A 23,751-nucleotide genomic window follows, 5' to 3' on the forward strand; every position below is an offset into this window, starting at 1 on the left:
CACTACATGAAAAGTGTATAAATGGAATAAAAGACAACCGTAAGGTTGTCATGAACAGTGGTATTAAAATTAATAGAATGAAAATAACAAAAAAACAGCTTAAAAGTAAAAAGGGGAGTTTGACTTTGCTTCCTTCTCCGTAAGGAGAGAAAACGAATGCTAATGTGGTCAGTGGACCGCTTGTGCGTTGGGTGCTACCCCTACTGCCAGTTCCTATATCCAAAGTGTAGTTTTTGTACTCTAAACATAGCTGCTACATGTACGAATAGAGAGAAACAGTATGTAGAACCCACGTGGGCTTGCCCCGTGGAGAAGTCAGTGAAAACAATTAAGTTGTAAGAAAGTTTTAATAAAGCGCTTACATAATTTGGTTATATGATCATAATGAGATATAATAGAACTAATACCCAGGAAAGGGGATGCCAAAATGGCTTATTATAATAATAAAAGAGAACCTTTACCAGAAGTTGAAACAACGGTTTGGGCTTGTACGAGTGATACATGTCCTGGTTGGATGAGACAGAATTATTCGTTTGAGGAAGAGCCGGCTTGTCCGTTATGCAAATCAGAGATGGTGAAAGAAGAGCGAACTATAACCAAACTGGATTAGGAAATTTAAACTAATTAAATAATAAGCTTATCCTGTACATTCTATGTGTAGGATCTATATGCTGACATAAAAAGGAGCTTGGAATATGCAAGCTCCTTTTCACCGTTGTTTACACCCTATATTCTTCCTATAGCTTCGGAATAACATAGTCCCGATTCACCGTACAACTCAATCCATTATAACTTTCTACGGTGAAATCCATTAATAAACAAAAAGTTATAAAATGTTATCGTTTCCTACCAGACTTTAAACAGCCATAAAACAACAATGTTCGCTATACTATGTGTGAAAACAGCTGCTAATTATGACTCTATTCTGCAATAAAACCCGATTTAAAACAAGGATCTTTGAATTGTTTGCGAAACCGATTTCTTAGACTTGGATAAAAAATAATAAAAAATTTCTAAAAATTGCTTGTTTTTGAAACATTTACGTAATATACTCTTACTAGAAAGCGATTACATTACACTGCAGTGTGCTAATTGCTATATATTTTTTACTTTTAACGAAACCGGTTTCCTAAGTCAGAAACACACCTAGGCGTTTACAAAAAGAGTAAGTAATGTATTTTGAAACTATGAAAAGGTGGGGGTTTTTGTTATGAAAAAGTGGTTTTTATTAGTAGTTTTACTTGGATTAATGCTTTTCGTTGTAGCTTGTAGTGATGACTCAAGCAGTAGTGATTCAGATGGCAATGCTGGAAATAATTCAGATGGCGAAACAAATACAGATAATGGAGGAAGTGGAGACAGTGATAGCGGTGGCGATCCTGTTGAATTAGACTTCTGGGTGTTTGGTAATGCTGGTTATGACGTTTTGGCGGAAGAATACAAGAAAGACAATCCAAATGTCACAATCAATATTAACGAAGGTGAAATGGCTGACCAACACAACAACTTATTTACATCTATTTCCGGCGGTAGTGGTGCACCTGACATCGCAATGGTTGAAGTTAGTGAAATTGCTAAATTCATGGAAGCAAGTGATCAGTTCTATAACTTAAATGATTATGGTGCTGCTGATGTTGGTGGTAACTTCTTAGAATGGAAATGGCAACAAGCACAAAGTGTAGACGGATCTTTCCAGATTGGTTTACCTACTGACATTGGTCCTACAACAATGTTCTATCGTACGGACGTAATGGAAGAAGCTGGCTTACCAACAGATCGTGATGAGTTAGCTGCTGAGCTAGATACTTGGGATGCTTATTATGAAGCAGCCAAAACTATTAAAGATGCTACAGATAAGCCAATTGCTGATGCACCAAAATTAGTATTTAACGCACTTCGTGACCAAGAGGAGCAGCAATACTTTGATGAAGAAGGTAATTTAATTATTGATAATGTAAAAGAAGCATATGACTATACGACTAAGATGATTGGAGAAGGCCTTATTGGTCAAAACTCACTATGGACTCCTGAGTGGGGTAGTGCAATGGCGGATGGTAGCTATGCAACAATGCCTGGTGCGCCTGGTTGGATGGTAGGTAACGTAAAAGGTAATGCTCCTGATGCTAGTGGATTATGGGATATTGCTTCCATTCCTGAAGGTGCAGGTAACTGGGGTGGATCATTCTTAACAGTTCCAGCTGAGTCTGAGCATCCACAAGAAGCGTATGACTTTATTGCTTGGTTAACTGCTCCAGAACAACAGTTAAAAGCATTCCATGAAAAAGGTTTGTTCCCATCTGCTCCAGATGTATATGAAAACGAAGAATTCTTAGCTACAACTGATGAATACTTCAATGGAGCTCCAACAGCAGCAATTTTTGCTGAAGCTGCAAAGTCTGTTACACCAGTTTATATGGGTGTTAATTACTCAATCGTAGATACCGAACTTGATACAGCAATTACAAATGTTGCGGTTGAAGGCGCTGATCCACAAGATGAGTGGGACGCTGCAGTAGAACGAATTGAAACACAACTTGAAAGACAATAAAGGATGATTGTCGAGCGATCAATGTAAATGCATTGATCGCTCGATATCAATGGAAGGAGAGATACCATTGGCAAGAATGAATACAGAGACACAAGTACAAATGCCTTCACCGAAGAAAAAATCATCCTTAAGTGAAAAAACAAAAGAATCTCTGTCAGGTTATTTATATATTTCTCCCTTTTTCATTTTATTTGCTATTTTTGGGTTATTTCCAATTTTGTTTAGTTTTTATCTTGGCTTTCAGAAATGGAATGGACTAGGAGAAATGGAGTTTGTTGGGTTTCAGAATTTTAAATGGATCTTAACGGACCCATTGTTTTGGAAATCATTAACGAACACACTATATATGTGGGTAATCGGTACAATTCCGCAGCTCATCATTGGTATTATATTAGCTTATGCGCTAAATTCTGCTTTGATCAAAGCAAAAAGCTTTTTCCGTGTTTCGATTTTTATGCCTTACGTAACATCGACCGTAGCGGTAGCTATTGTTTTCGGGATTATGTTTAATAGCCAAGATTTTGGATTGTTTAATGTTATTCTTGGATGGTTTGGTGTAGATGCAGTTAGTTGGGGGACATCGGAGTGGGGCGTAAAGATCGCCATTTCAACGATGGTTTTCTGGCGCTGGGTAGGATATAACACGATCATATACTTAGCAGGATTGCAAGGGATTCCAAAAGAACTGTATGAAGCTGCCATAATTGATGGAGCGACAATCAGGCAGAAAATTCAATATATAACGATACCATTACTTAGACCAATTATTATTTTGACCGTATTCACCTCAACCATTGGTGCTTTGCAATTATTCACAGAACCGTTGATTTTCATCGGTAGAACGTATCGTGAAGAAGGTATTACAGTGGTGCTTTACTTATATCGTGAGGCTTTTGCTAACTTAGCATTTGGACCAGCATCTGCCGCTGCGATTATCTTATTCATTATAATTATTGTCATTTCTTCGATCAACGTACTGGTTGCGAATCGAATTAGTCGATAAGGAGGGTGCTTTAAAATGAGTGAAACAATAAAACATAATAATAGATTTTCGATATCAAAAGCTTTTGTTTATGTACTGTTGTCCATTGCAGCCTTCCTATCGATTTTTCCGTTATATTGGATGTTTGTAATGGCAACAAACCATAATAGTGCGATTAATAGTGTTCCACCTGCATTCTTACCAGGTGGTGAATTAGTAACAAACTTTACAAATGTAGTAAACACAATTGATTTCTTCGGTGCAATTTGGAACTCATTAATTGTATCTGCAGTGACAACGGTTGGCGTCCTGTTCTTATGTTCATTGGCCGGCTTTGCATTTGCTAAGTTTCATTTTAAAGGGAAGAACTTTTTGTTTATTGCGATTTTAGTAACGATGATGATTCCACCTCAGTTAGGATTAATTCCTCAATATATTATCATTACTAAACTAGACTGGTTAAATGATCTAAGAGCGATTATTGTCCCAGGTTTAATTGATGCATTTGGTATTTTCTGGATGAGGCAATATATAAGTAGTAACGTTCCAGATGAATTGGTCGATGCTGCTAGGATTGACGGTTGTACCAATTTCAGAGTGTATTGGAATATCGCAGTTCCTGTTATTATTCCAGCATTTGCGACACTAGCGATCATTAAGTTTATGTATATTTGGAACGATTTCCTATGGCCGTTAGTCGTTTTACGTGAAGATTCATCTTTCACAATACAAGTTGCACTGCGCGGATTGATTGATAACTATGTTCGCGATAATGGCATGATCTTATCGGGAACATTTTGGGCTACAGTTCCATTAATTATTATCTTCCTATTATTAAACAGGTTGTTTATTGCAAGTTTGACAGAAGGGGCGGTTAAGAGCTAAAAGAGTTATATAGGGAAACCGATTTACTTATTTCCTAAATACAAAGGCTTGTTAGTTACGTAACAAAGTGTAATGTATTATAATGGAAACAACTAACCTATATAACTATAAAATTGAGGGATAATCGATGAAGCTAACGATCAAGGACATAGCAAGAATGGCAGGAGTATCTCCAGGCACAGTTTCAAAGGTAATAAACAGTACAGGGAACATTAGCCAAAAAACAATTGATAAAGTGATGGAAGTAATTGAGGAGACTGGTTATAAGCCGAGTTTTTCAGCAAAATCACTTGCGACCAAGAAATCTAACCTAATCGGGTTAATTTACGCAGGGGAAGTAAATGTAGAATTTAACCACCCATTTTTTAATGAAGTTATTAACTCCTTTAAAAATGCGATTGGTCAACTAGGATACGATATATTAGTTTTTTCAAATAAAGAGTTTAATAAGGAAAAAGAAGATTACTTAGCACGGTGCAAGCACTTCCAATTAGATGGTTGTTTAATCGTAGCTGGGGACCATATAGAAGAGGCTTTAAAGCAATTAGACCAAAGTGAAATTCCTTGTGTGGGTGTAGACTTAGAGCTAAAAGGTACGAATTCAAGCTATGTGACAACCGATAATAGTAAGGTATCGTCCAAGGTAGTAGAATACTTGTACTTAAATGCGATAAAAGAGGTTGCATTTATTGGTGGGCCTGATGATTCGGTCATCTCTAACATTCGAAAAGAGTCTTTTATTCACCATATGAATTTGTTTGGTATGTCTGTACGTCCAAATTGGATTAAGTATGGTAACTATTTTGAACAAAGTGGCTATGACTTGATGCAAGAAGTCTTAGCGCAAAAGCCTTATCCACAAGTCGTATTTGCTGCCTCTGATATGATGGCGTTGGGTGCATTAAAGGCAATTAAGGAAAAGAGAATGAAGGTACCTGACGACATCAAGGTTATTGGTTGTGATGACATAGAAGCATGTCGATATACGGATCCACCACTTGCTACAGTGAGACAAGATAAAGACAAGATCGGAAAATTAGCAGCTTACATGTTACACGACTTAATTAATGGAAATACCGAATCAGGTTCATTATTGGTAGATCCTGAATTAGTCATACGTGAATCTTGTAAGATTGAAAACTATCTCAAAGTTAGAGGGTGAAGCTATGGAGAAAACAGATAATATATTTTTCCGTGTTCTTGATATTTTCGCCCATTTTGTTTTATTGAATGTGCTATGGATGATTGCTTGCATACCAATCGTAACCTTCTTTCCGGCAACCACTGCGATGTTCGCGGTCGTTCGGAAATGGTCAACGCAAGGGATAGAAGCAGGAGCAGTAAGACCATTTATTCGATCCTTTAAAGAGAACTTTAAGAAAAGCTTTCTTCTCGGAATCGTCGGTCTTTTTGTAACAATCATCCTAGTATTGGATTATTCGATCGTATTGGAAAATGAATTTACCGGTAGGAGTGTCGTTTTAACACTACTCTTATTTGCGACAATCTTATTTGCTTTTACTAGTCTTTACGTCTTCTTTATTCTAGTAAACTATGAACTTCGATTACGAGATACACTTAAGAATGCTTTGTTTTTATCGATTAGCTATATCTTTCACACCCTTCTATGCTTTGTGATTATTTTTGGTATGATCATTGTCATCTATTTTATGCCAGCATTGTTTATCATCTTTGGAAGCGTTTCATCATTTGTTCTATACTTTATTTTTCAAAATATTACTGTTCGCATCCAGCAATCTAGTAAAACATTAGGAAAAACGTCCGTATAAATCGAAACAACATTCCATCCATTGGGAGAAGTACGTCACGCTTATTGTAAACAATTAATATTGTTCTTACACATGTGCGTCATCCCTTTCTCGCAGGAGATGGTAGCATCGGGATTAAAAATAGGAGGGAGATTCATATGGCGATTATAAGATTTCCAGAAGATTTTAAATGGGGAGTTGCTACAGCTGCCTACCAAATTGAAGGGGCAGCTCATGAAGGTGGAAGAGGCAAGTCCATTTGGGATACCTTTTCTTACACTCCCGGAAAAGTATTAAACGGAGATAATGGTGATGTGGCTTGTGATAGCTATCATCGCTATCCAGAAGATGTGCAGTTAATGAAAGAGTTAGGGGTAGATATTTACCGATTTTCCGTGTCATGGCCTCGGATCTTCCCTAATGGTGTCGGAGAAGTAAATCAAGAAGGTCTTGATTATTATCATAGATTGGTAGATGAATTATTAGCAGCTGGAATTGAACCAATGTGCACACTATACCACTGGGACTTGCCGCAAGCCTTACAGGACAAAGGTGGTTGGGAGAATCGTGAAACCGTTGATGCTTTTGTAAACTATGCAGAAACGATGTTCCAATCTTTTGAAGGTAAAATAAAGTCTTGGTTGACGATTAATGAGCCATGGTGTGTTTCATTCTTATCAAATTACCTAGGCTTACATGCTCCTGGAAAAAAAGATCTTTCTGCTGCGGTAACAATATCGCATCATTTACTCTTAGCACACGGAAAGGCCTCCTTGCGATTCAAAGAGCTCGATGTAGAAGGGCAAATAGGCTTCGCGCCAAACTTTACATGGTTAGATCCTTATAGTAATAGACAAGAAGATATCGATGCTTGTCAGCGAGGCATCGGTTGGATGGCAGATTGGTTTTTAGACCCAATCTTTAAAGGGACCTATCCTGATTATCTTGTGAAATTATATGAAGAAAATAATGCTACATTGCCAATTGAACCAGGGGACATGAATTTTATTAAAGATTCCGTTGATTACATTGGTATCAATTACTATGAATCCAATGTTGGCCGCTTTAACGAAGATGCCGGCATCCTCCAAGTAGAAAATGTTGATATGGGATACAAACGAACAGATATCGGTTGGTATATTGAACCAGCCGGATTTTACAACATACTTACATATCTAACAGACCGATATGGAAAGATTCCAATGTACATTACAGAAAATGGGATTTGCATCAATGATGGTGTTGAAAATGGTGAAGTTAACGACTCCCGGAGAATTGATTATCTACAGGCGCACATTACGGCAGTGCACCGCAGCCTTCAATCAGGTGTTAATTTAAAAGGTTACATCACTTGGTCCTTACTCGATAATTTTGAGTGGGCAGAAGGCTATAGTAAGCGCTTTGGTTTAGTACATGTAAATTACCGGACATTGGAGAGAACCAAGAAAGATAGTTATTATTGGTATCAGAAAATAATCAATAATGGTTGGTTTACGGTATAGATGGAATAAGAAAGGTTCCCTTTGGTATGAAGGGAACCTTTTACATTTTGTTATAAATCGCATAAATACATGTTCTAGTAAACAAAGAGATTGGAGAAAATTGTATTACATACTACTTGATGCAATCTGTCCATGATTTTTAAACTCTTTTGTCGTCATACCTGTAATTTTTTTAAAGGAATGACAGAAATAATGTGAATCACTATAACCAACTTTATATGCTATTTCATAAGTTTTATCGTTTGTTGTTTTAAGTAATTCCTTTGCACGTTCAATTCGTGTTGCGGTTAAGAATTCTGTTATTGTTTGGTTCGTTTGAAGACTAAATATATTGCTTAGATAAGCAGGGCTTACATTCACTTGTTGCGCGAGATTCTGAAGTGACAACTGCTGGTTATCGTAGTGTGCAATGATATAATCTTTTGTTTTTTGAATAAGAGCATAGTGTTTGTTGCTTGATTCGTCACGTGACTTGAAAACAAGTTGGAGCATTTCTACTAAATAAAGAAGGACCTCATTATATTCTCTAATCCAACCGGACTGCAATTCCATTTTATTAATATTTTCTAAGATATCTTTCGATTGCTCTCGATCCTTTATATAGTGTTTGATTGTAATTGTAAAATCCATTAAAAAATAATAAATGATTAATGGTGATTGTCGTTCTGTATCTTCAAGATAAGAAGAATAAGTTTTTGAAAACTTTTCAATATCTGCTATATCGCCAAACTTTAAAAAATGGATCAATTCTTTCCGATTGAAATGATGTAATTGTTTGGATGATTCATTTTCTTCCTCATAAGCCTGCCTGATGTATTTCTTTACAATACGCGAATAGCTTTTTTCTTCCTCTGCATCTTCATAGGAAATTGGAATGCCTTGAATCCGACTTTCGACTTTACCCAAACCGAATAGGACTGCAGGTGATTCTAATTGTATTCTGTTACGTATTTGATCTGCCTCGTCCTCGAGCTGCTGACGAGAGGACCCTTTAACGATACATACAAGCTCTTTATTATTTTTTTTGAAAGCAATACAATCATATGTTTTTTCTATCCAATCCAACGATGACCATTCAAAGCTTTCAGATTCTAATAAAATGACATAGTAATAACTTGCAATAATATCTATTCCAAGCTCAGAGGCTTTTTTGATTGCCTCAGAGGTAGCCATCGTTCCTTCGCATAAGGAGGTTAACAGTTTATTCTTTGATAATACGACTTTTTGTAAGGCAATACTTTCTAAATCACTGTAATGCTTATTTTGTTTATCTTCTTGATCAATTTTCTCAGCCACTTTGTGTAATAAGCTTAAGAGATCAGAACCAGTAATTGGCTTCAAACAATAGTCGGTAACTTGAAGACGCATTGCTTCTCTAGCATATTCAAATTCATCATGGCCACTTAGTACGATAATCTTGATCCAGGGCATACGTTGTCGTAATATTTTACTTAATTCTAAACCATCCATGAAAGGCATTTTAATGTCTGTTATGACGATATGTGGTTGATGTTTCTCGATTAGGGGGAGAGCTACTTCTCCGTCGGGTGCATCTCCACAATATTCAAATCCCTCTTTATTCCAATCAATGCTCTCTGAAATCCCTTTTCTAATCAACATTTCGTCGTCAATTAAAAACACTTTTTTCATTTATAGCAACTCCTCTGCTGGTATTGTTAAACAAATTCTTGTTCCGGAACCGTACCAACTACTAATCGTAATCCCATACGGTTCACCGTAGTAAAGACGAATCCGTTCTTGCACATTTACCATTCCAAAACCACCACTATTTCCTTCTAAAGGAGTTCCAGATTCCAAGTGTTCTCGAATTTCTTCAAGTCGAGGTTCTTCCACACCAATTCCATTATCAATGACATCAATGCATATATTCCCATCTTTATCAAAGTCACCTTTTATTCTGATGAATCCTTTCCCACGTTTATTTTTGATCCCATGATAAATTGCATTTTCTACTAGTGGTTGTAAAATTAATTTCATTATTCTGTAGTTGAATATATCTTCGTTTAAATAATAGGTTACCTCCAGGATGTCTTCGTATCTTATTTTTTGAATGGTTAAGTAACTTTTAACATGTTCTAATTCTTTTTCTATTGTGATCCAGTCGCTTCCTTTGCTAAGGGAGATTCTGCAGAATTGCGATAATGCCTTTGTCACTTCTATTACTTTAGAGCTATTTTTTGTTTCAGCCATCCAAATGATTGTTTCTAAGGTGTTATATAAAAAATGGGGGTTTATTTGCGCTTGCATGGCACGGAATTCGGCAATTTTTAGTTGCTTTTCTTCATTTACACTCTTATAGAGTAATGATTTGATCTTTTCTAGCATTAAATTAAAACTATTGCCAAGCTCAGCAATCTCATCGTTGCCATTATTCTTAACTGTAACATCTAAATTACCTGCTGATGCTTCTTTCATTCTGTCCTTTAATAATCGGATCGGTAGAATTAGTTTATTAGATATGAAGAAATATAGACCTATCGTAAAAACAATACTAGATAGAACACTTAAGACAATTAGTGTGCGAATTTCATTAGCGTCTTTCATAATTTCACTATTTGGTGCATGCCCGATGATCTTCCATCCAGTCATAAAGGATGTTTGATAAACAAAAAATGTAGGTGAGGTCTCACTGGTGAAGTAGCCGGATTCGGTTGAATCAAGTTTTTGTTTTTCTAGGTCGGAGAGTATAGGCGTTGTTGGATTTCTCGATTCAAATAGCAATTCTCCTGTATTGGATTGGATGTAAAATGATCCCGTTTCTCCAATGGAAGCATTGGCTAGTTGGGATTCTATTGCTGAAGAATCGATAAATATAGTAATGAAGCCAATCACATTACCTGAATGGGTACCAATAATTGGACTCGTCCATGATAATACGGAAAAGCTATTTTTAACTGTTGGTTGTATAATCGTGGTGGTTGGATCATCATAAACATGCTTAAAAGTTGGATTGTTGAGTGGGTCATCGAAAGTTTTGTAAACCCCACGATCGTCACTAATCGATTTCCCGTTTATACTAACAACATGAATATCGAGAACACTCTGGCTTGATTGATAACTCTCCCGGTAAAAGTCGATCGTATTTAAAATTTGCTCTGCTTCCTCAGGTGTATCATTCTGATTAACTAAAAACTGTATCGTGTAAGCTTGTTTGCCAATTTCGTTAAACCTGTTCATGTCTTGAAAAAACACATCTAGATCTCTTGTTAATTGTTCGGCTTGTAGTTCAGCCAACGTATGAGATTGCTCCGATACTATGTTAAAGGACTTAGAATAGGAGACAATCCCAACGAATATAAGTGGCGTTACTGTTAACATTACAAACATGACAAGCATCTTCGTACGCAAACTGGAGGAAACCCAATTTTTTATATTCATAGACATACCAACCAATTCAGAGTATTTAGTGTTTCGTTCTATTTAATGATTGCAAAGTTGATAGAAATCAGTCGTAACTATCCCACCCGCTCCTCGAGTGAAATTGGCTCCCTTTCCGCGGGCACGGCCTCAGCTAACTCAGAAGAAAGTTCGCTTCTGAGTGGATCTTCGGCTCGCGCTGTTCCCGCAGGAGTGTCGCCAATTTCACTCGATCCGCTAGTAACTGCTTCAAAATAGTGAAACAAGTATTAAATAATCGAGTAGTGTAATTTGAAATAAAATTTCCTCAGTTCCTTTTTGCAATGTTTTTATTCTTCAAGATGTCTGCTACTAACAGTTGAAAAATGAAGCTAAAAGAATCATTAACCAGAAAGCTTAACACAGTGGAGGCAGAATACGTAGACTCCTGCGGGAAAGCGAAGTATTCTGCCGGAACGGCGTTATTTGGTAACCTCAATGATTAATTCACTACGACGGAATTTATAGATATCCTGCAATAGGATACTCTTACTTAATCTTAAACTGCCTAATGCTACTTTCCATGTTTTTGATTCTTTCTACTTGTTTAGAGGATGCTTCAGAAACTTCTTCTAAGGTGGCTAATTGTTCCTCACCCATTGCCGCAATAGCAACTACTTCGTCTTTATTTAGGCGTGAATGGGTCTCAATATGTCCAAACGTCTGTCTAACTGTTTCCATTCTACTAAAGGAATCCTTCATCGTGTTATTGACAGAATTAATCTGAAAATCTATTTCACTATTAATATGCAAGATCGATTCCAAGTTTTGTTTTACTTTATTAGTTAACTTGTTTCCTTGATCTAAATACTCTAAGGTAACCGAAAAATTAGTTTCTAAATGAGCGATGTGATGTTTCGATTGACTTAGTTGTTTATCTGTATGTTGAAAAACGTGGTCAGATTCTCGTACTAATTGTTTTAATCTGTTTGTGGATTCTATTGTTTCATCAGTTATGGATTGTTTGGGAAGTTCATTCATGATGGAGTCGAGTATAATCTTTATCTCACGTGAGAGTAATTTTAGTGTTTTTAGTGAACCGTCTAATTCATTCGTAGAGGTAGTAATTTTATTTGTTTTATTACTAACTTGTATCATCGATGTTTGGGCACCTTGAATTATTTGGCTAACATCACTATTTTTTTGATGAGCTAATTTCCCTGTGTTAAGAGAGTCGGTTAAATAATTTTGTGCTTGATTAAATTTGTCAAATATTTCATGATACTTTTGGTATAACGTATCAAACGTTGTTACAAGACTATTAATGAGCTCGTCTTGCTTATGCAAATTAATAGAGATCTTTTGGGTTGCATTAGCCACTTCTTCTCCGGCCATTCGGTTCTCTTGTAAGCTTTGATGGATATCTTTAGAAGAGATCATTACCTCATCGTTTGTGTCACGTACACTTTGTATTATCTCTTTTAAGTTATTCGACATTCTGTTATAAGAGCGACAAAGGTCTCCTATTTCATTATTAGCAGTAACGACTACTGCGTTTACAGTTAGGTTACCGTCAGCAATATCATTGGCGTTTTGCCTTAGTTGTCTTATTGGCTTCACAATACTTTTTGAAATGAACAGAGCGAATAGCACGGAGAACATAATTACAATAGAAAAGGCGGCAATATATAATGAAATATCTCTTTTTAAACTTAATTCGATATCCAATTTCGCTTTTTCACTTACTTTAAGTGTAGACAACAACAATTCTTCTACTTGTTCATCAATTAATTCAGAGACAATAATCATGTATTCATGACTTATATTTTTTTGTTCAGCAGGAGCATCATGTTTAATTTGTTCACCTAATTTATCAATGTACTCATTACCAGTAATTAAGGTTTCTCTTAACTGGCCAATTTCACTACGGAATTGACCTTTACTATCATTTTCCTCTATTTCATTTAAATAATGATTCATCTTTTCTAATAGTTCATACTGCTTACCTGACTCAAAAGCAACCTTCCCATACACAATATCTCTAATTTCATCTTCGAGTTGATGATTTAGTACTCCATTGATCGAGTTTGTTAACGTAATGGTTTCCATCATCCCATTGTATTGTTTCACGTAGCCAACAAATACAAAAATTTGAACTGCATTGGAAGCAGCTAATAAACATAACACGATAATGAAGGCGAACAATATTCTTGTCCGTAAAGAAAGATCATTTAATTTTGATAGCGCATTCATTTTTAAAAACCCCTATCCTTCTTTACACCTTTTGTCCTAATATTAGCGCATTTGAGACTGAATTTACACAAATATTAAAAAAATAAAAAAATATTATACTTTTCAGTTAAAAAAATGCAATGTTTTTTTGGTAAAGTAAAAATATCACCATATTTACATAAATGAGTACATTCACTTTATGTTTGTAAGCGTTTTATAATGAAGACAACCAAATGCACAACTGGTTGGTTTGCATGTATTGGTTTTATAAAAAGGGGAGGGTTATTAGGATGAAAAAATTATTTGGCACTAAGTTTTTAGTATTTATGATGCTTATGCTCATGCTTGTATTAGCAGCGTGTGGAGATGCAGAAGAAACAGAAGGAACCGGTAACACAGACACACCAGAAACAGAAACAGACACAGAAACAGAGACAGACAACAGTAGCGAAGGTGAAGCTAGTGGAGACGAAGGTGCTAGTGAAAAACTAGTAATCGGATTTTCCCAAGTTGGTGCTGAGAGTGAATGGAGAACAGCTAACACGGAATCCATGAAAGCAGCGATCACAGATGCTGGTCATGAATTGAAATTTTCAGACGGACAACAAAAACAGGAAAATCAAATCAAGGCAATTCGTACATTTATCACGCAAAAGGTAGATGCTATCGTGTTCTCTCCAGTTGTTGAAACTGGTTTTGAAACCGTTTTACAAGAAGCGAAAGATGCGGGTATCCCAGTATTCTTAGCTGACCGCTCAGTAGATATTGAAGATGATTCACTTTGGGCTACATTCCTAGGTTCTGACTTCGTTGAAGAAGGAAGAAAAGCTGGTAACTGGTTGGTAGAAGAAATGGCGGATGAGGAAGGACCTGTAAATATCGTTGAATTACAAGGTACTGTTGGATCTGCACCAGCCAATGATCGTAAAGAAGGTTTTGAAGAAATTATTGGTGATCATGACAAGTTTGAAATTATTAAATCTCAAACTGGTGAGTTTACAAGAGCAAAAGGTAAGGAAGTTATGGAAGCATTCTTAAAATCTGATGGAGAAAACATCGATGTTCTTTACGCTCATAATGATGACATGGCTATCGGTGCGATTCAAGCAATTGAAGAGTATGGCTTAAAGCCAGGGGAAGACATTATCGTCATTGGTGTAGATGCAGTTAAAGGTGCTTTTGAAGCAATGGCCGCAGGAAAAATGAACGTAACGATTGAGTGTAATCCATTATTTGGACCACAAATGGTTGAATTAATTGAAAAACACGTGATCGATGGAGAAGAATTAGAAAAACGTATCGCGGTTGAAGAAAGCATGTACACAATGGATCAAGCAGAAGAACTTCTTCCTACACGTAAATATTAATCTATTAATTTTGAATAAAATTTGACTATCACCATGAAGCTAAGTGACCGCTTAGTTTCATGGTGATAAAACTATAAAGGGAAAAATAGAAGCGTTTGAGGAGGTACCAGCATGAAGGAGCAAGCTCCAAGACTCGTTATGGAAGGGATTGATAAAGAATTTCCAGGAGTAAAGGCATTATCCAATGTAAACCTTACACTGTATCCTGGAGAGGTCCATGCACTTATGGGAGAAAATGGTGCAGGGAAATCAACCCTAATAAAAGTTTTAACAGGAGTTTATACGATTGATAAAGGGACAGTAACCTATGAAGGCAAAGATATCCATGTTAAGAGCCCGCATGATGCGCAAGATATGGGAATTACGACCGTGTACCAAGAAGTGAACCTTTGCACAAATCTATCCGTTACAGAGAATATCTTTATTGGTCGAGAAATAATGAAAAATGGTCGTATTAAGTGGAAAGAAATGAATAAACGTGCAGTGGAATTATTGAAGAGACTAAATTTAGACATTGATGTTACGAAGTTATTATCCTCTTATTCTGTGGCCATTCAACAAATGGTTGCAATTGCGCGTTCTCTAAATGTATCAGCAAAAGTGTTAATTTTAGATGAGCCAACATCAAGTTTAGATCGAGATGAAGTAAAACAGTTATTTGCAGTTATTAACAAATTGAAATCTGAAGGCATGGCAATTGTTTTTGTGAGTCACTTTTTGGAACAAGTATATGAAATCTCTGACAGAATAACCGTATTACGTAACGGTGAATGGGTTGGTGAATATGCAATAGAAGATTTACCTAGGCTCGAATTAGTCGGGAAGATGATTGGAAAAGAGCTAAATGAGATGAGTTCCATATCGAAAGAAAGAAAAAGTAGTGTCAAAGGTGAAGCTATATTACATGCGCAAAATCTATCAAAAAAAGGCCGTATTGAACCTTATGATTTAGAACTTCATAAAGGTGAAATTGTTGGCTTGGCAGGATTACTTGGTTCTGGGAGAACAGAATTGGCAAGGTTATTGTTTGGTGCGGATAAGGCAGATACTGGAGAACTAAAAATCAGTGGGAATAAGAAAGTGTTAAAAACACCAAAACAAGCTATTGCAAATCGGATCGCATTTTGTTCGGAGGATCGTAAAGCGGAAGGTATTATCCCAGAATTAACAATACGCGAGAATATGATTCTAGCGATGCAAGGAATGTATGGCTGGTTTAAATATATTTCTAAGAAAAGACAAATGGAAATTGCGGATGAATATACAAAGCTTCTTAACATAAATCCACCTAATCCTGAACAATTAATTAAAAACTTAAGTGGTGGGAACCAACAAAAGGTTATGCTAGCAAGATGGCTTATCACGAATCCAGAAGTACTTATTTTAGATGAACCAACAAGAGGGATCGATATTGGTGCAAAGACTGAAATTATGAAATTGATGGTGAAGCTAAGTGGAGAGGGAATGTCCATATTATTTATATCTGGTGAATTGGAAGAGATATTACGAACCTGTGATCGAATCGCTGTGTTAAGAGATCGGAAGAAGGTTTCGGAAATTGTAAATAAAGACCATCAAACACAGCACGAAGTTATGACGGAAATGGCTGGGGGAGTGTAACATGTTGAAATCATTGATGAAATCAAAGCTGTTTTGGCCAATCGTTATACTGGTGATCATCTTACTTATTAATCTATTTTTTGATAGAGGATTTTTCCAAATTGAAGTCAGAAATGGTAGATTAGCGGGTAGTCTTGTCGATATCTTAAATCGTGGGGCTCCATTAATGCTTATCTCGATTGGTATGACACTTGTCATTGCCACGAAAGGTATTGATTTAGGGGTTGGATCGGTTATTGCGTTATCTGGTGCAATTGCAGCAACAACTGTAGCGGATGCTTCTGAAGGTAGTTTAGCTCCTCTATTTGCAGCGATTGCGTTAGCTATTTTTGTTTGTATGGTTGCAGGTGCATGGAATGGTTTCCTCGTTTCAAGGATTGGTGTGCAACCAATTGTTGCAACCTTAATTCTCATGGTAGCTGGACGTGGTGTTGCTCAATTAGTAACACAAGGACAAATTACTACTGTGTATTATGATCCATATACATTTATTGGTGGAGGTTATTTACTTGGTCTACCATTCTCCATCTTTATTGTAGTAGCTGTATTATTGTTGGCGCTATTCGTAACAAGAAAAACAGCGATGGGACTATTCATCGAATCTGTTGGTTCTAACCCAGAGGCAAGTCGTTTATCTGGGATTAATTCTAAAAATATACTGATGATGGTCTACATTTTTTCAGGATTCTGCGCTGCTATTGGTGGTTTAATATTAAGTTCAAACGTGGCATCTGCAGATGGTAACAATGCTGGATTGTGGTATGAACTTGATGCAATCTTGGCCGTTGTAATAGGTGGTACCTCTTTAATGGGAGGTAGATTTTACCTAATGGGAACCATAATAGGTGCGTTAATTATCCAGAGTTTAACGACTACGATTTATTCCATAGGGATTCCACCAGAAACAAATATGGTAGTGAAAGCAATCGTCGTATTAATTGTGTGTTTACTACAATCACCTGAATTTAGAAGTAAAGTGTTCGGTTCCTTTAAAGCGAAGAAAGCAGTTGAAAGTGAAGATGATAAGGGGGTAACTTTATCATGAAAAAATTATCATTAGATTACAAACAACTCCCTTTGATCGCAACCATGAGTTTGTTTATCGTCATGTTTGCCATTGGTTCGATGCGCTATACAGGTTTTCTTTCTACGCAAGTATTCTTAAATTTATTTGTGGATAATGCATTTTTAATCATACTAGCTGTAGGTATGACATTCGTGATTATATCCGGTGGTATTGATCTTTCTGTAGGTTCTGTTATTGCGTTAACGAGTATGGTGGCTGCATCTCTAACCATGAATGCAGGATTATCCCCTTGGATTGTTATTCCTATAAGTTTATCTGTAGGTACAATCATCGGGCTTGGACAAGGTTATTTAATTCACTACTATAATTTACAACCATTTATTGTAACGCTAGCTGGAATGTTCTTAGCAAGAGGTCTTAGCTATCTCATTAGTGTAGAATCGATTGCAATTAGTAGTCCCTTTTTCGATTATATGGCAGGAACAAGAATTCCTTTAGGAGGCGGCAACTTTATTTCTATTAGTGTTGTAATCGCACTCATTGTAGTTCTGTTCGCTGTATATGTAAGTTTGTTTACCAAATTTGGCCGTAACGTCTACGCCTTAGGTGGTAGTGAACAATCTGCTTTATTAATGGGACTACCTGTCGCAAGGACCAAAATTTTAATTTATACATTTAGTGGTTTCTGTGCATCACTTGCGGGATTAGTATTTACTTTTTACATGCTTTCTGGTTATGCGCTTCATGCGAATGGGATGGAGCTTGATACAATTGCTGCGGTAGTTATTGGTGGAACACTGCTGACTGGTGGAGCAGGATATGTAGCAGGAAGTGTTGTAGGTGTACTTATTACAGGTATTATTCAGACGATGATTGTTTTTGAGGGTACGTTAAGTGCATGGTGGACAAAAATTGCAATTGGTGTGTTGCTATTCTTCTTTATCGTACTGCAACGTGTCATTGTGCTTAGAACAAAACCAAAATAAGTTTATAAAAATATAAGTTCCTAGGTTTAAGCTTAACCTAGGAACTAAATTCTCAATTCTTTTAAACTACTAAGCAGTATACATCACCTTACTCTCAATATTCACGACTCCAGGATTGAAACGCAGTGTAAAAAAATAACACAATAAGTCAAAAAAATATTCCATTTCAACCTACTTGCATATGTATCATAATAGGATTCTATCGGTTGTATAGAAATGGTTCCGCTTACAAAAAGATGCATAATTTTCTTATCATACTTTAATCGCCAATCTAAATAAAATAGCTCATTTATAATTCTTGCTAGAAATCTATTACTTATAGGAGGTGTTGCTTCTAGTAATCTAGTTAAAGTCCTGCAATTTTTACTAGTTTAAGTGGTACGTGGAACATGATGTAACAATTGTTTTGTCTAAAGTTATGGAAGCATTTTTAGAAGGAGGAAAATATTACGATGAGCACAAATTACAAATCAAATTATGTACGAAAAAAGAAAATAAAAGCATTTAGTAAGAAAGCATCTTTGTTCCTGTTGATATTCACACTCATACTAAGCTTGATCCCAGTTAGTCCTATATTAGCTGCTGAAGATGCAGAATTACTAGATAATGGTGGTTTTGAAGAAGGAAAAGCTCCTTGGATCAATTACCGTGATGCAGATACAAGTGTAACGGATCAAGAAGCACATAGTGGGAATAATAGCCTACACGTTTTTGATCGACAATCAACCGTTGATGGGCCGCAACAAGTAATCACAGGGAAGGTAAAAGCCGGTGGAACGTATGAATTTTCAGCAAAGGTAAAATACACGGAAGGACCTGATCAGAAAGGATTTAATTTTAACATCCAAAATGGCCCAAGCTGGGAGAACATTGATGTAATGGAATCCGCCACGATTAATAAAGGTGAATGGGGTACGATTGAAGGTACATACACCGTACCAGAAGATGCAGATTTGTCACAGACTTTTGTCTTTATCGAAACGGAATATGCAAATCCTGCTGACCCTGAAACAGATTTAATGGACTTTTACGTGGATGATGCTTCATTTGTGGATATTACTCCGAATCCTAACATTCTTGAGAACAGTAGCTTTGAAGAAGGACAAGAACCTTGGACAAACTATGGCAATTCTACTGTTACGGTTACTGACCAAGAATTTAATAGTGGAGCTAACAGTCTATTAATCTCTGAAAGACAAACAACTACGACAGGACCAAAACAAGATCTTACAGGAAAACTAGAAGCAGGTAAAACCTATGAATTTTCAGCAAGAGTAAAGTATAACGAAGGACCTGATCAGAAAAGTTTTAATTACAACATTCAAAATGGTCCAACTTGGGAATATATCGAGGTAATGGAAACAGCAACGGTAAATAAAGGGGAATGGGGAACGATCGAAGGATCTTATACTATTCCAGAGGATGCAGACTTAACGGAATCGTTTATTTTTATTGAAACTTCCTATGCAGATCCAGGAGATCCGGTTAATGATTTAATGGATTTTTACGTGGATGATGTAACATTCGGCGAAACGTTAAGAACTGCTCCTGAAGATGAAGAACCAGGTGAAATATATGATGGAACAGAAGCGGTTGGAAAGACTCCAGGTAATAACAACCCGCTTATGAGTCACAAGTTTGGAGCAGATCCAAATGCAATGGCTTACGATGGTCGAGTTTATGTATATTTAACGAATGATGAATATGAATATGATGCGGAAGGAAATGTTGTTGATAACACATATGCAGGTATTAACACGGTTACGGTTATCTCATCTGACGATATGGTTAACTGGACAGATCATGGTCCCATTCCAGCAGCTGGTCCAGAAGGTGCAGCTCCGTGGGCTACTAATTCATGGGCAGTAGCAGTTACACATAAAGAAATTAATGGCGAGGATAAGTTTTTCTTATACTTCTCCAATAATGGCTCAGGAATTGGGGTTCTAACAGCTGATTCTCCTCTTGGACCTTGGAAAGATCCGATTGGAAAACCTTTAATAAATGGTAGTACACCTGGAACAGAAGGTGTCGTTTGGATTTTTGATCCAGCTGTACTAGTAGACGATGACGGTGAGGGTTATCTTTACTATGGTGGAGGAGTTCCTGGTGGAGGAAGTCCATCACAAGAACAAGCGGAACATCCACAAACTGCACGAGTAATAAAACTAAGTGATGATATGGTGCATACAGAAGGTGAAGCACAATTAATCGATTCACCATTCCATTTTGAATCTAGTGGAATCCATAAACATGATGGTAAATACTATTACTCTTATAGCACAAACTTCTCTGGTTCACGTACTGGAGACGATCCAGGGTATGCAGATATTTCTTACATGACAAGTGATAACCCTATGGGACCGTTCACTTATGAAGGTGTTGCTTTACGAAATGGGTCTCAGTTCTTTGGAGTAGGTGGAAACAACCACCAAGATTTCTTTAACTTTAATGGTCAAACTTACGTTGCATACCATGCGCAGACTTTAGGTAAAGCACTAGATACTGTTCAAGGTTACCGTTCTCCACATATCAATAAGGTTGAATATGATGAAAATGGTAAAATCATTGACATTATTGCGGATATGAAAGGTGTAGAACAGCTAGCAAATCTAAATCCATATCAAAGAACAGAAGCGGAAACAATTGGATGGAATGCAGGAATTGCTACACAGGAATCTGAAGCTCCAGGAAGCTTATTAGAAAGCTTAAACTTACATGTGACAGATATTAATGATGGAAACTGGGTAGCTGTATCACAAGCTGATTTTGGTGAAAATGGAGCTAAAACATTTGAAGCAAATGTTGCATCCGAAGTAGGTGGTACGATTGAAATCCGTTTGGATAGTAAAGACGGGGAAGTGATCGGAACGCTTGAAGTTGCCCCTACAGGTGGCGAACAAGAATGGGTTCTAATGGAAACAGATGTAACAAATGTAACTGGTACGCATGATGTGTACTTTACGTTTACTGGTGAAGGGGAAGATAATCTATTTAATTTTGATTATTGGAAGTTCACTGAAGTTGCTGGTGGAGACGAAACTCCAGGAGATGGTGACGAAACTCCAGGAGATGGTGACGAAACACCAGGAGATGGAGATGAGACTCCTGGAGATGGTGATGAAACACCAGGAGACGGGGATGAATCGCCGGGAGATGGTGATGAAACACCAGGAGACGGAGATGAGACTCCTGGAGACGGAGATGAAACGCCAGGCGATGGAGATGAGACTCCAGGAGATGGAGATGAGACTCCAGGAGATGGAGATGAGACCCCGGGAGACGGAGATGAAACTCCGGGAGACGGAGATGAAACCCCTGGGGATAAAGATAGTGATAAAGACAAAGAACTTCCTAGCACCGCAACAAATCTATTCAACTATCTAATGGTAGGGATGATTTTAGTAGGGATCGGTGGAGTAATTGCATTTTATGCTAGAAAAAGAAAGGTGAATGTAGAATAATGAATAGCTGGCTTTCAAGGATGACTTGAAAGCCAGTATTTTTCTATTAGAGGAAACTTTAGTTCTAATATTGCTTCTTGATTAATAATTCTAAATGGAATATCTTATAGCTGTGGCGATTATACAAATGTGAAAGCGTTTACTGATGTGGTGTTTGCTGATACTATTGTTACTGTAGGAAGTAGAAATTATTACAATGGTTCGGATGAATTAGACTTTAGTAATTACCATTCTAGGTTTTAGTAGGAGGTTTATCGGATGAAATACGAATATACGAATCCATTAATTGAGCAAAGAGCAGATCCATATATTTATAGGCACATAGATGGCCATTATTATTTCACGGCATCTGTCCCGGAATATAATAGAATAATTCTGAGAAAATCAAAAACGATTCAAGGTCTTGCTACAGCAGAAGAAAAGGTAATCTGGAAAGCACATGAATCAGGTGCACAATCTGTACACATCTGGGCACCTGAACTACATTTTCAAGACGGTAATTGGTACATGCATTACGCAGCTGGTGGATTAGATGAAGATATTTGGAAAATCCGTCCTTATGTAATCGAAAACACGAGCGAGAATCCAATGGAAGGTGATTGGGCTGAGAAGGGAATGGTGCAAACATCTGATAAAGATGATTTCTCATTCACCGATTTCTCATTAGATGCCACCGTTTTTGAACACAACGATAAGAGCTACTATATCTGGGCACAAAAAGAAAACAATATTTCTAACTTGTACATGGACGAATTGGTGAATCCTTGGACGATTAGAGGAGAGCCAATGTTACTTTCTACTCCAGATTATGCTTGGGAGAAAATTGGATTCTGGGTAAATGAAGGTGCAGATGTGATCAAGCGTAATGGTAAGATCTTTGTTACTTTTTCAGCTAGTGCAACAGATGACAATTATGCAATTGGTTTACTAAGTGCTGATGAGGACAGTGATATGATGGATCCAGCATCATGGTCTAAACATCCTGAACCAGTACTGAAGAGTAATGAGGAAACAAGTCAGTATGGTCCAGGACATAGTACCTTTACTGTAGCTGAGGATGGTGTAACAGACATCCTTGCCTATCATGCTCGTTCATACAAAGAAATTGATGGTAATCCATTATATGACCCTAATAGACATGCCCGTGTCAAAGTGTTGAAATGGAATGAAGACGGAACACCTAACTTTGGTATTCCTCATGGGGATGGCATGGTTGATGGACCTATAATTGATGATAACTGAAACCAATGAAACGGAGCCAGGTGTGGAAGCGAGCTATAGTGTTAGCTTTGAGCTACCAAGATTGGAAAGATTCCAATCTGAAACATTTTGAATTAGAGTATACAAAAATACTGCTGGTTAACATCAAACCAGCAGTATTTTTTCATAGATTTAATCCACTTCTACTCTTAAACCTACGTAACAAAATATGACTCTCCACACGAGTAATCCCTTTTAATGCGTAAAGCTCTTCATTAATAAAAGTCTCCAATTGAACAAAATCACTAACAAGCACGTGCATGTGTAACGTGCTCGGTCCAGTCATTTGATAACAACTTGCCACAGCGGGGTTGTTTGCTAAATTCTCTGCTACTTCAACTAAAAAGGCTGGCTCACAATCCACTTCGAAAAATGCGGATACCCCTTTTCCGACTTTTTCACTATTAATAACACAACTAAATTTTTCGATAATTCCTGCTTCCATTAATTGGTTAACACGGGATCTTACGGCAACGCGTGATAAGTCTAACTCTTTTCCGATTTCCGTATAGGAACGTCTGCCATCCTCCACGAGTAGTTCTAAGATTTTTTTATCTGTTTCATCTAATTTCATGTCCAACCCTCTTTTCGAAAAATGAAAGTTTTTCCTTTATTTTATCTGAATATTTAGCTATAATCATCTATAATATAACATTTGTTAATCAATTTTGCATATTTAATTAACAAACGAATATAAATATAATGGTTTTGATAACAGTTACATCAAAATAAGGGATAATATAAACAGTTTG

The 23,751-nt window shown here is 36.9% G+C and carries 17 protein-coding genes; 13 read left to right on the forward strand and 4 right to left on the reverse strand.

All coding sequences use genetic code 11. From position 1 onward, the window contains the following. Positions 1 to 427: 427 nt before the first annotated feature. From NYQ66_RS15790 to NYQ66_RS15820, 7 genes are all read left to right on the forward strand, one after another. Positions 428 to 610 carry a cold-shock protein gene (locus NYQ66_RS15790; RefSeq protein WP_259870762.1) on the forward strand — a complete coding sequence of 61 codons (183 nt, stop codon included), beginning with the start codon at positions 428 to 430 and terminating at the stop codon, positions 608 to 610. Between the two features lie 600 nt (positions 611 to 1,210). Continuing rightward, positions 1,211 to 2,548: an ABC transporter substrate-binding protein gene (locus NYQ66_RS15795; protein ID WP_259870763.1), complete on the forward strand. Its 1,338-nt coding sequence runs from the start codon at positions 1,211 to 1,213 to the stop codon at positions 2,546 to 2,548. Between the two features lie 76 nt (positions 2,549 to 2,624). After that, positions 2,625 to 3,551: a carbohydrate ABC transporter permease gene (locus tag NYQ66_RS15800; RefSeq protein ID WP_259870946.1), complete on the forward strand. Its 927-nt coding sequence runs from the start codon at positions 2,625 to 2,627 to the stop codon at positions 3,549 to 3,551. Positions 3,552 to 3,566: 15 nt separating this feature from the next. After that, positions 3,567 to 4,415 (forward strand): carbohydrate ABC transporter permease, encoded by an 849-nt coding sequence (locus NYQ66_RS15805; RefSeq protein ID WP_259870764.1) that lies wholly within the window; start codon positions 3,567 to 3,569, stop codon positions 4,413 to 4,415. Positions 4,416 to 4,542: 127 nt separating this feature from the next. Continuing rightward, positions 4,543 to 5,577 (forward strand): LacI family DNA-binding transcriptional regulator, encoded by a 1,035-nt coding sequence (locus NYQ66_RS15810; RefSeq protein WP_259870765.1) that lies wholly within the window; start codon positions 4,543 to 4,545, stop codon positions 5,575 to 5,577. Between the two features lie 4 nt (positions 5,578 to 5,581). Further along, on the forward strand, positions 5,582 to 6,205 hold the full coding sequence (locus NYQ66_RS15815) for a YesL family protein (protein ID WP_259870766.1): 624 nt from the start codon (positions 5,582 to 5,584) through the stop codon (positions 6,203 to 6,205). Between the two features lie 137 nt (positions 6,206 to 6,342). Further along, positions 6,343 to 7,686: a GH1 family beta-glucosidase gene (locus NYQ66_RS15820; protein ID WP_259870768.1), complete on the forward strand. Its 1,344-nt coding sequence runs from the start codon at positions 6,343 to 6,345 to the stop codon at positions 7,684 to 7,686. Between the two features lie 105 nt (positions 7,687 to 7,791). Here NYQ66_RS15820 and NYQ66_RS15825 read toward each other — a convergent pair whose 3' ends face one another. The 3 genes from NYQ66_RS15825 to NYQ66_RS15835 form a co-directional block, all read right to left on the reverse strand. Beyond that, positions 7,792 to 9,336: a response regulator gene (locus NYQ66_RS15825; RefSeq protein WP_259870771.1), complete on the reverse strand. Its 1,545-nt coding sequence runs from the start codon at positions 9,334 to 9,336 to the stop codon at positions 7,792 to 7,794. Further along, positions 9,337 to 11,085, reverse strand: a complete 1,749-nt coding sequence (locus NYQ66_RS15830; protein WP_259870774.1) for a cache domain-containing sensor histidine kinase — start codon at positions 11,083 to 11,085, stop codon at positions 9,337 to 9,339. It lies immediately after the preceding gene. A gap of 507 nt (positions 11,086 to 11,592) precedes the next feature. Next, positions 11,593 to 13,296 carry a methyl-accepting chemotaxis protein gene (locus NYQ66_RS15835; protein WP_259870775.1) on the reverse strand — a complete coding sequence of 568 codons (1,704 nt, stop codon included), beginning with the start codon at positions 13,294 to 13,296 and terminating at the stop codon, positions 11,593 to 11,595. Between the two features lie 269 nt (positions 13,297 to 13,565). Between NYQ66_RS15835 and NYQ66_RS15840 the strand changes: the two genes are divergently transcribed. The 6 genes from NYQ66_RS15840 to NYQ66_RS15865 all read left to right on the forward strand — a co-directional run bounded on the left by NYQ66_RS15840 (position 13,566) and on the right by NYQ66_RS15865 (position 22,981). Then, entirely contained in the window at positions 13,566 to 14,642 is a 1,077-nt protein-coding gene (locus NYQ66_RS15840) for an ABC transporter substrate-binding protein (RefSeq protein WP_259870776.1), read from the forward strand. Between the two features lie 111 nt (positions 14,643 to 14,753). Further along, a complete protein-coding gene (locus NYQ66_RS15845) occupies positions 14,754 to 16,262 on the forward strand; it encodes a sugar ABC transporter ATP-binding protein (RefSeq protein ID WP_259870777.1) in 1,509 nt (502 codons plus the stop codon). A gap of 1 nt (position 16,263) precedes the next feature. Continuing rightward, a complete protein-coding gene (locus NYQ66_RS15850) occupies positions 16,264 to 17,307 on the forward strand; it encodes an ABC transporter permease (protein WP_259870778.1) in 1,044 nt (347 codons plus the stop codon). Next, positions 17,304 to 18,275: a galactofuranose ABC transporter, permease protein YjfF gene (gene yjfF / locus NYQ66_RS15855; RefSeq protein WP_259870779.1), complete on the forward strand. Its 972-nt coding sequence runs from the start codon at positions 17,304 to 17,306 to the stop codon at positions 18,273 to 18,275. Before NYQ66_RS15850 ends, yjfF begins: the two co-directional genes overlap by 4 nt. A 452-nt stretch (positions 18,276 to 18,727) precedes the next feature. Further along, positions 18,728 to 21,739, forward strand: coding sequence for a carbohydrate binding domain-containing protein (locus tag NYQ66_RS15860; protein WP_259870780.1), 3,012 nt, complete (start codon positions 18,728 to 18,730; stop codon positions 21,737 to 21,739). A 258-nt stretch (positions 21,740 to 21,997) separates the two neighbouring features. Beyond that, a complete protein-coding gene (locus NYQ66_RS15865) occupies positions 21,998 to 22,981 on the forward strand; it encodes a glycoside hydrolase family 43 protein (RefSeq protein WP_259870782.1) in 984 nt (327 codons plus the stop codon). 142 nt (positions 22,982 to 23,123) lie between these two features. Here NYQ66_RS15865 and NYQ66_RS15870 read toward each other — a convergent pair whose 3' ends face one another. Next, positions 23,124 to 23,573, reverse strand: a complete 450-nt coding sequence (locus NYQ66_RS15870; protein WP_259870784.1) for an Lrp/AsnC family transcriptional regulator — start codon at positions 23,571 to 23,573, stop codon at positions 23,124 to 23,126. Positions 23,574 to 23,751: the final 178 nt, after the last annotated feature.

Source organism: Aquibacillus koreensis, from assembly GCF_025154055.1.
Taxonomy (GTDB): domain Bacteria; phylum Bacillota; class Bacilli; order Bacillales; family Amphibacillaceae; genus Aquibacillus_C; species Aquibacillus_C koreensis.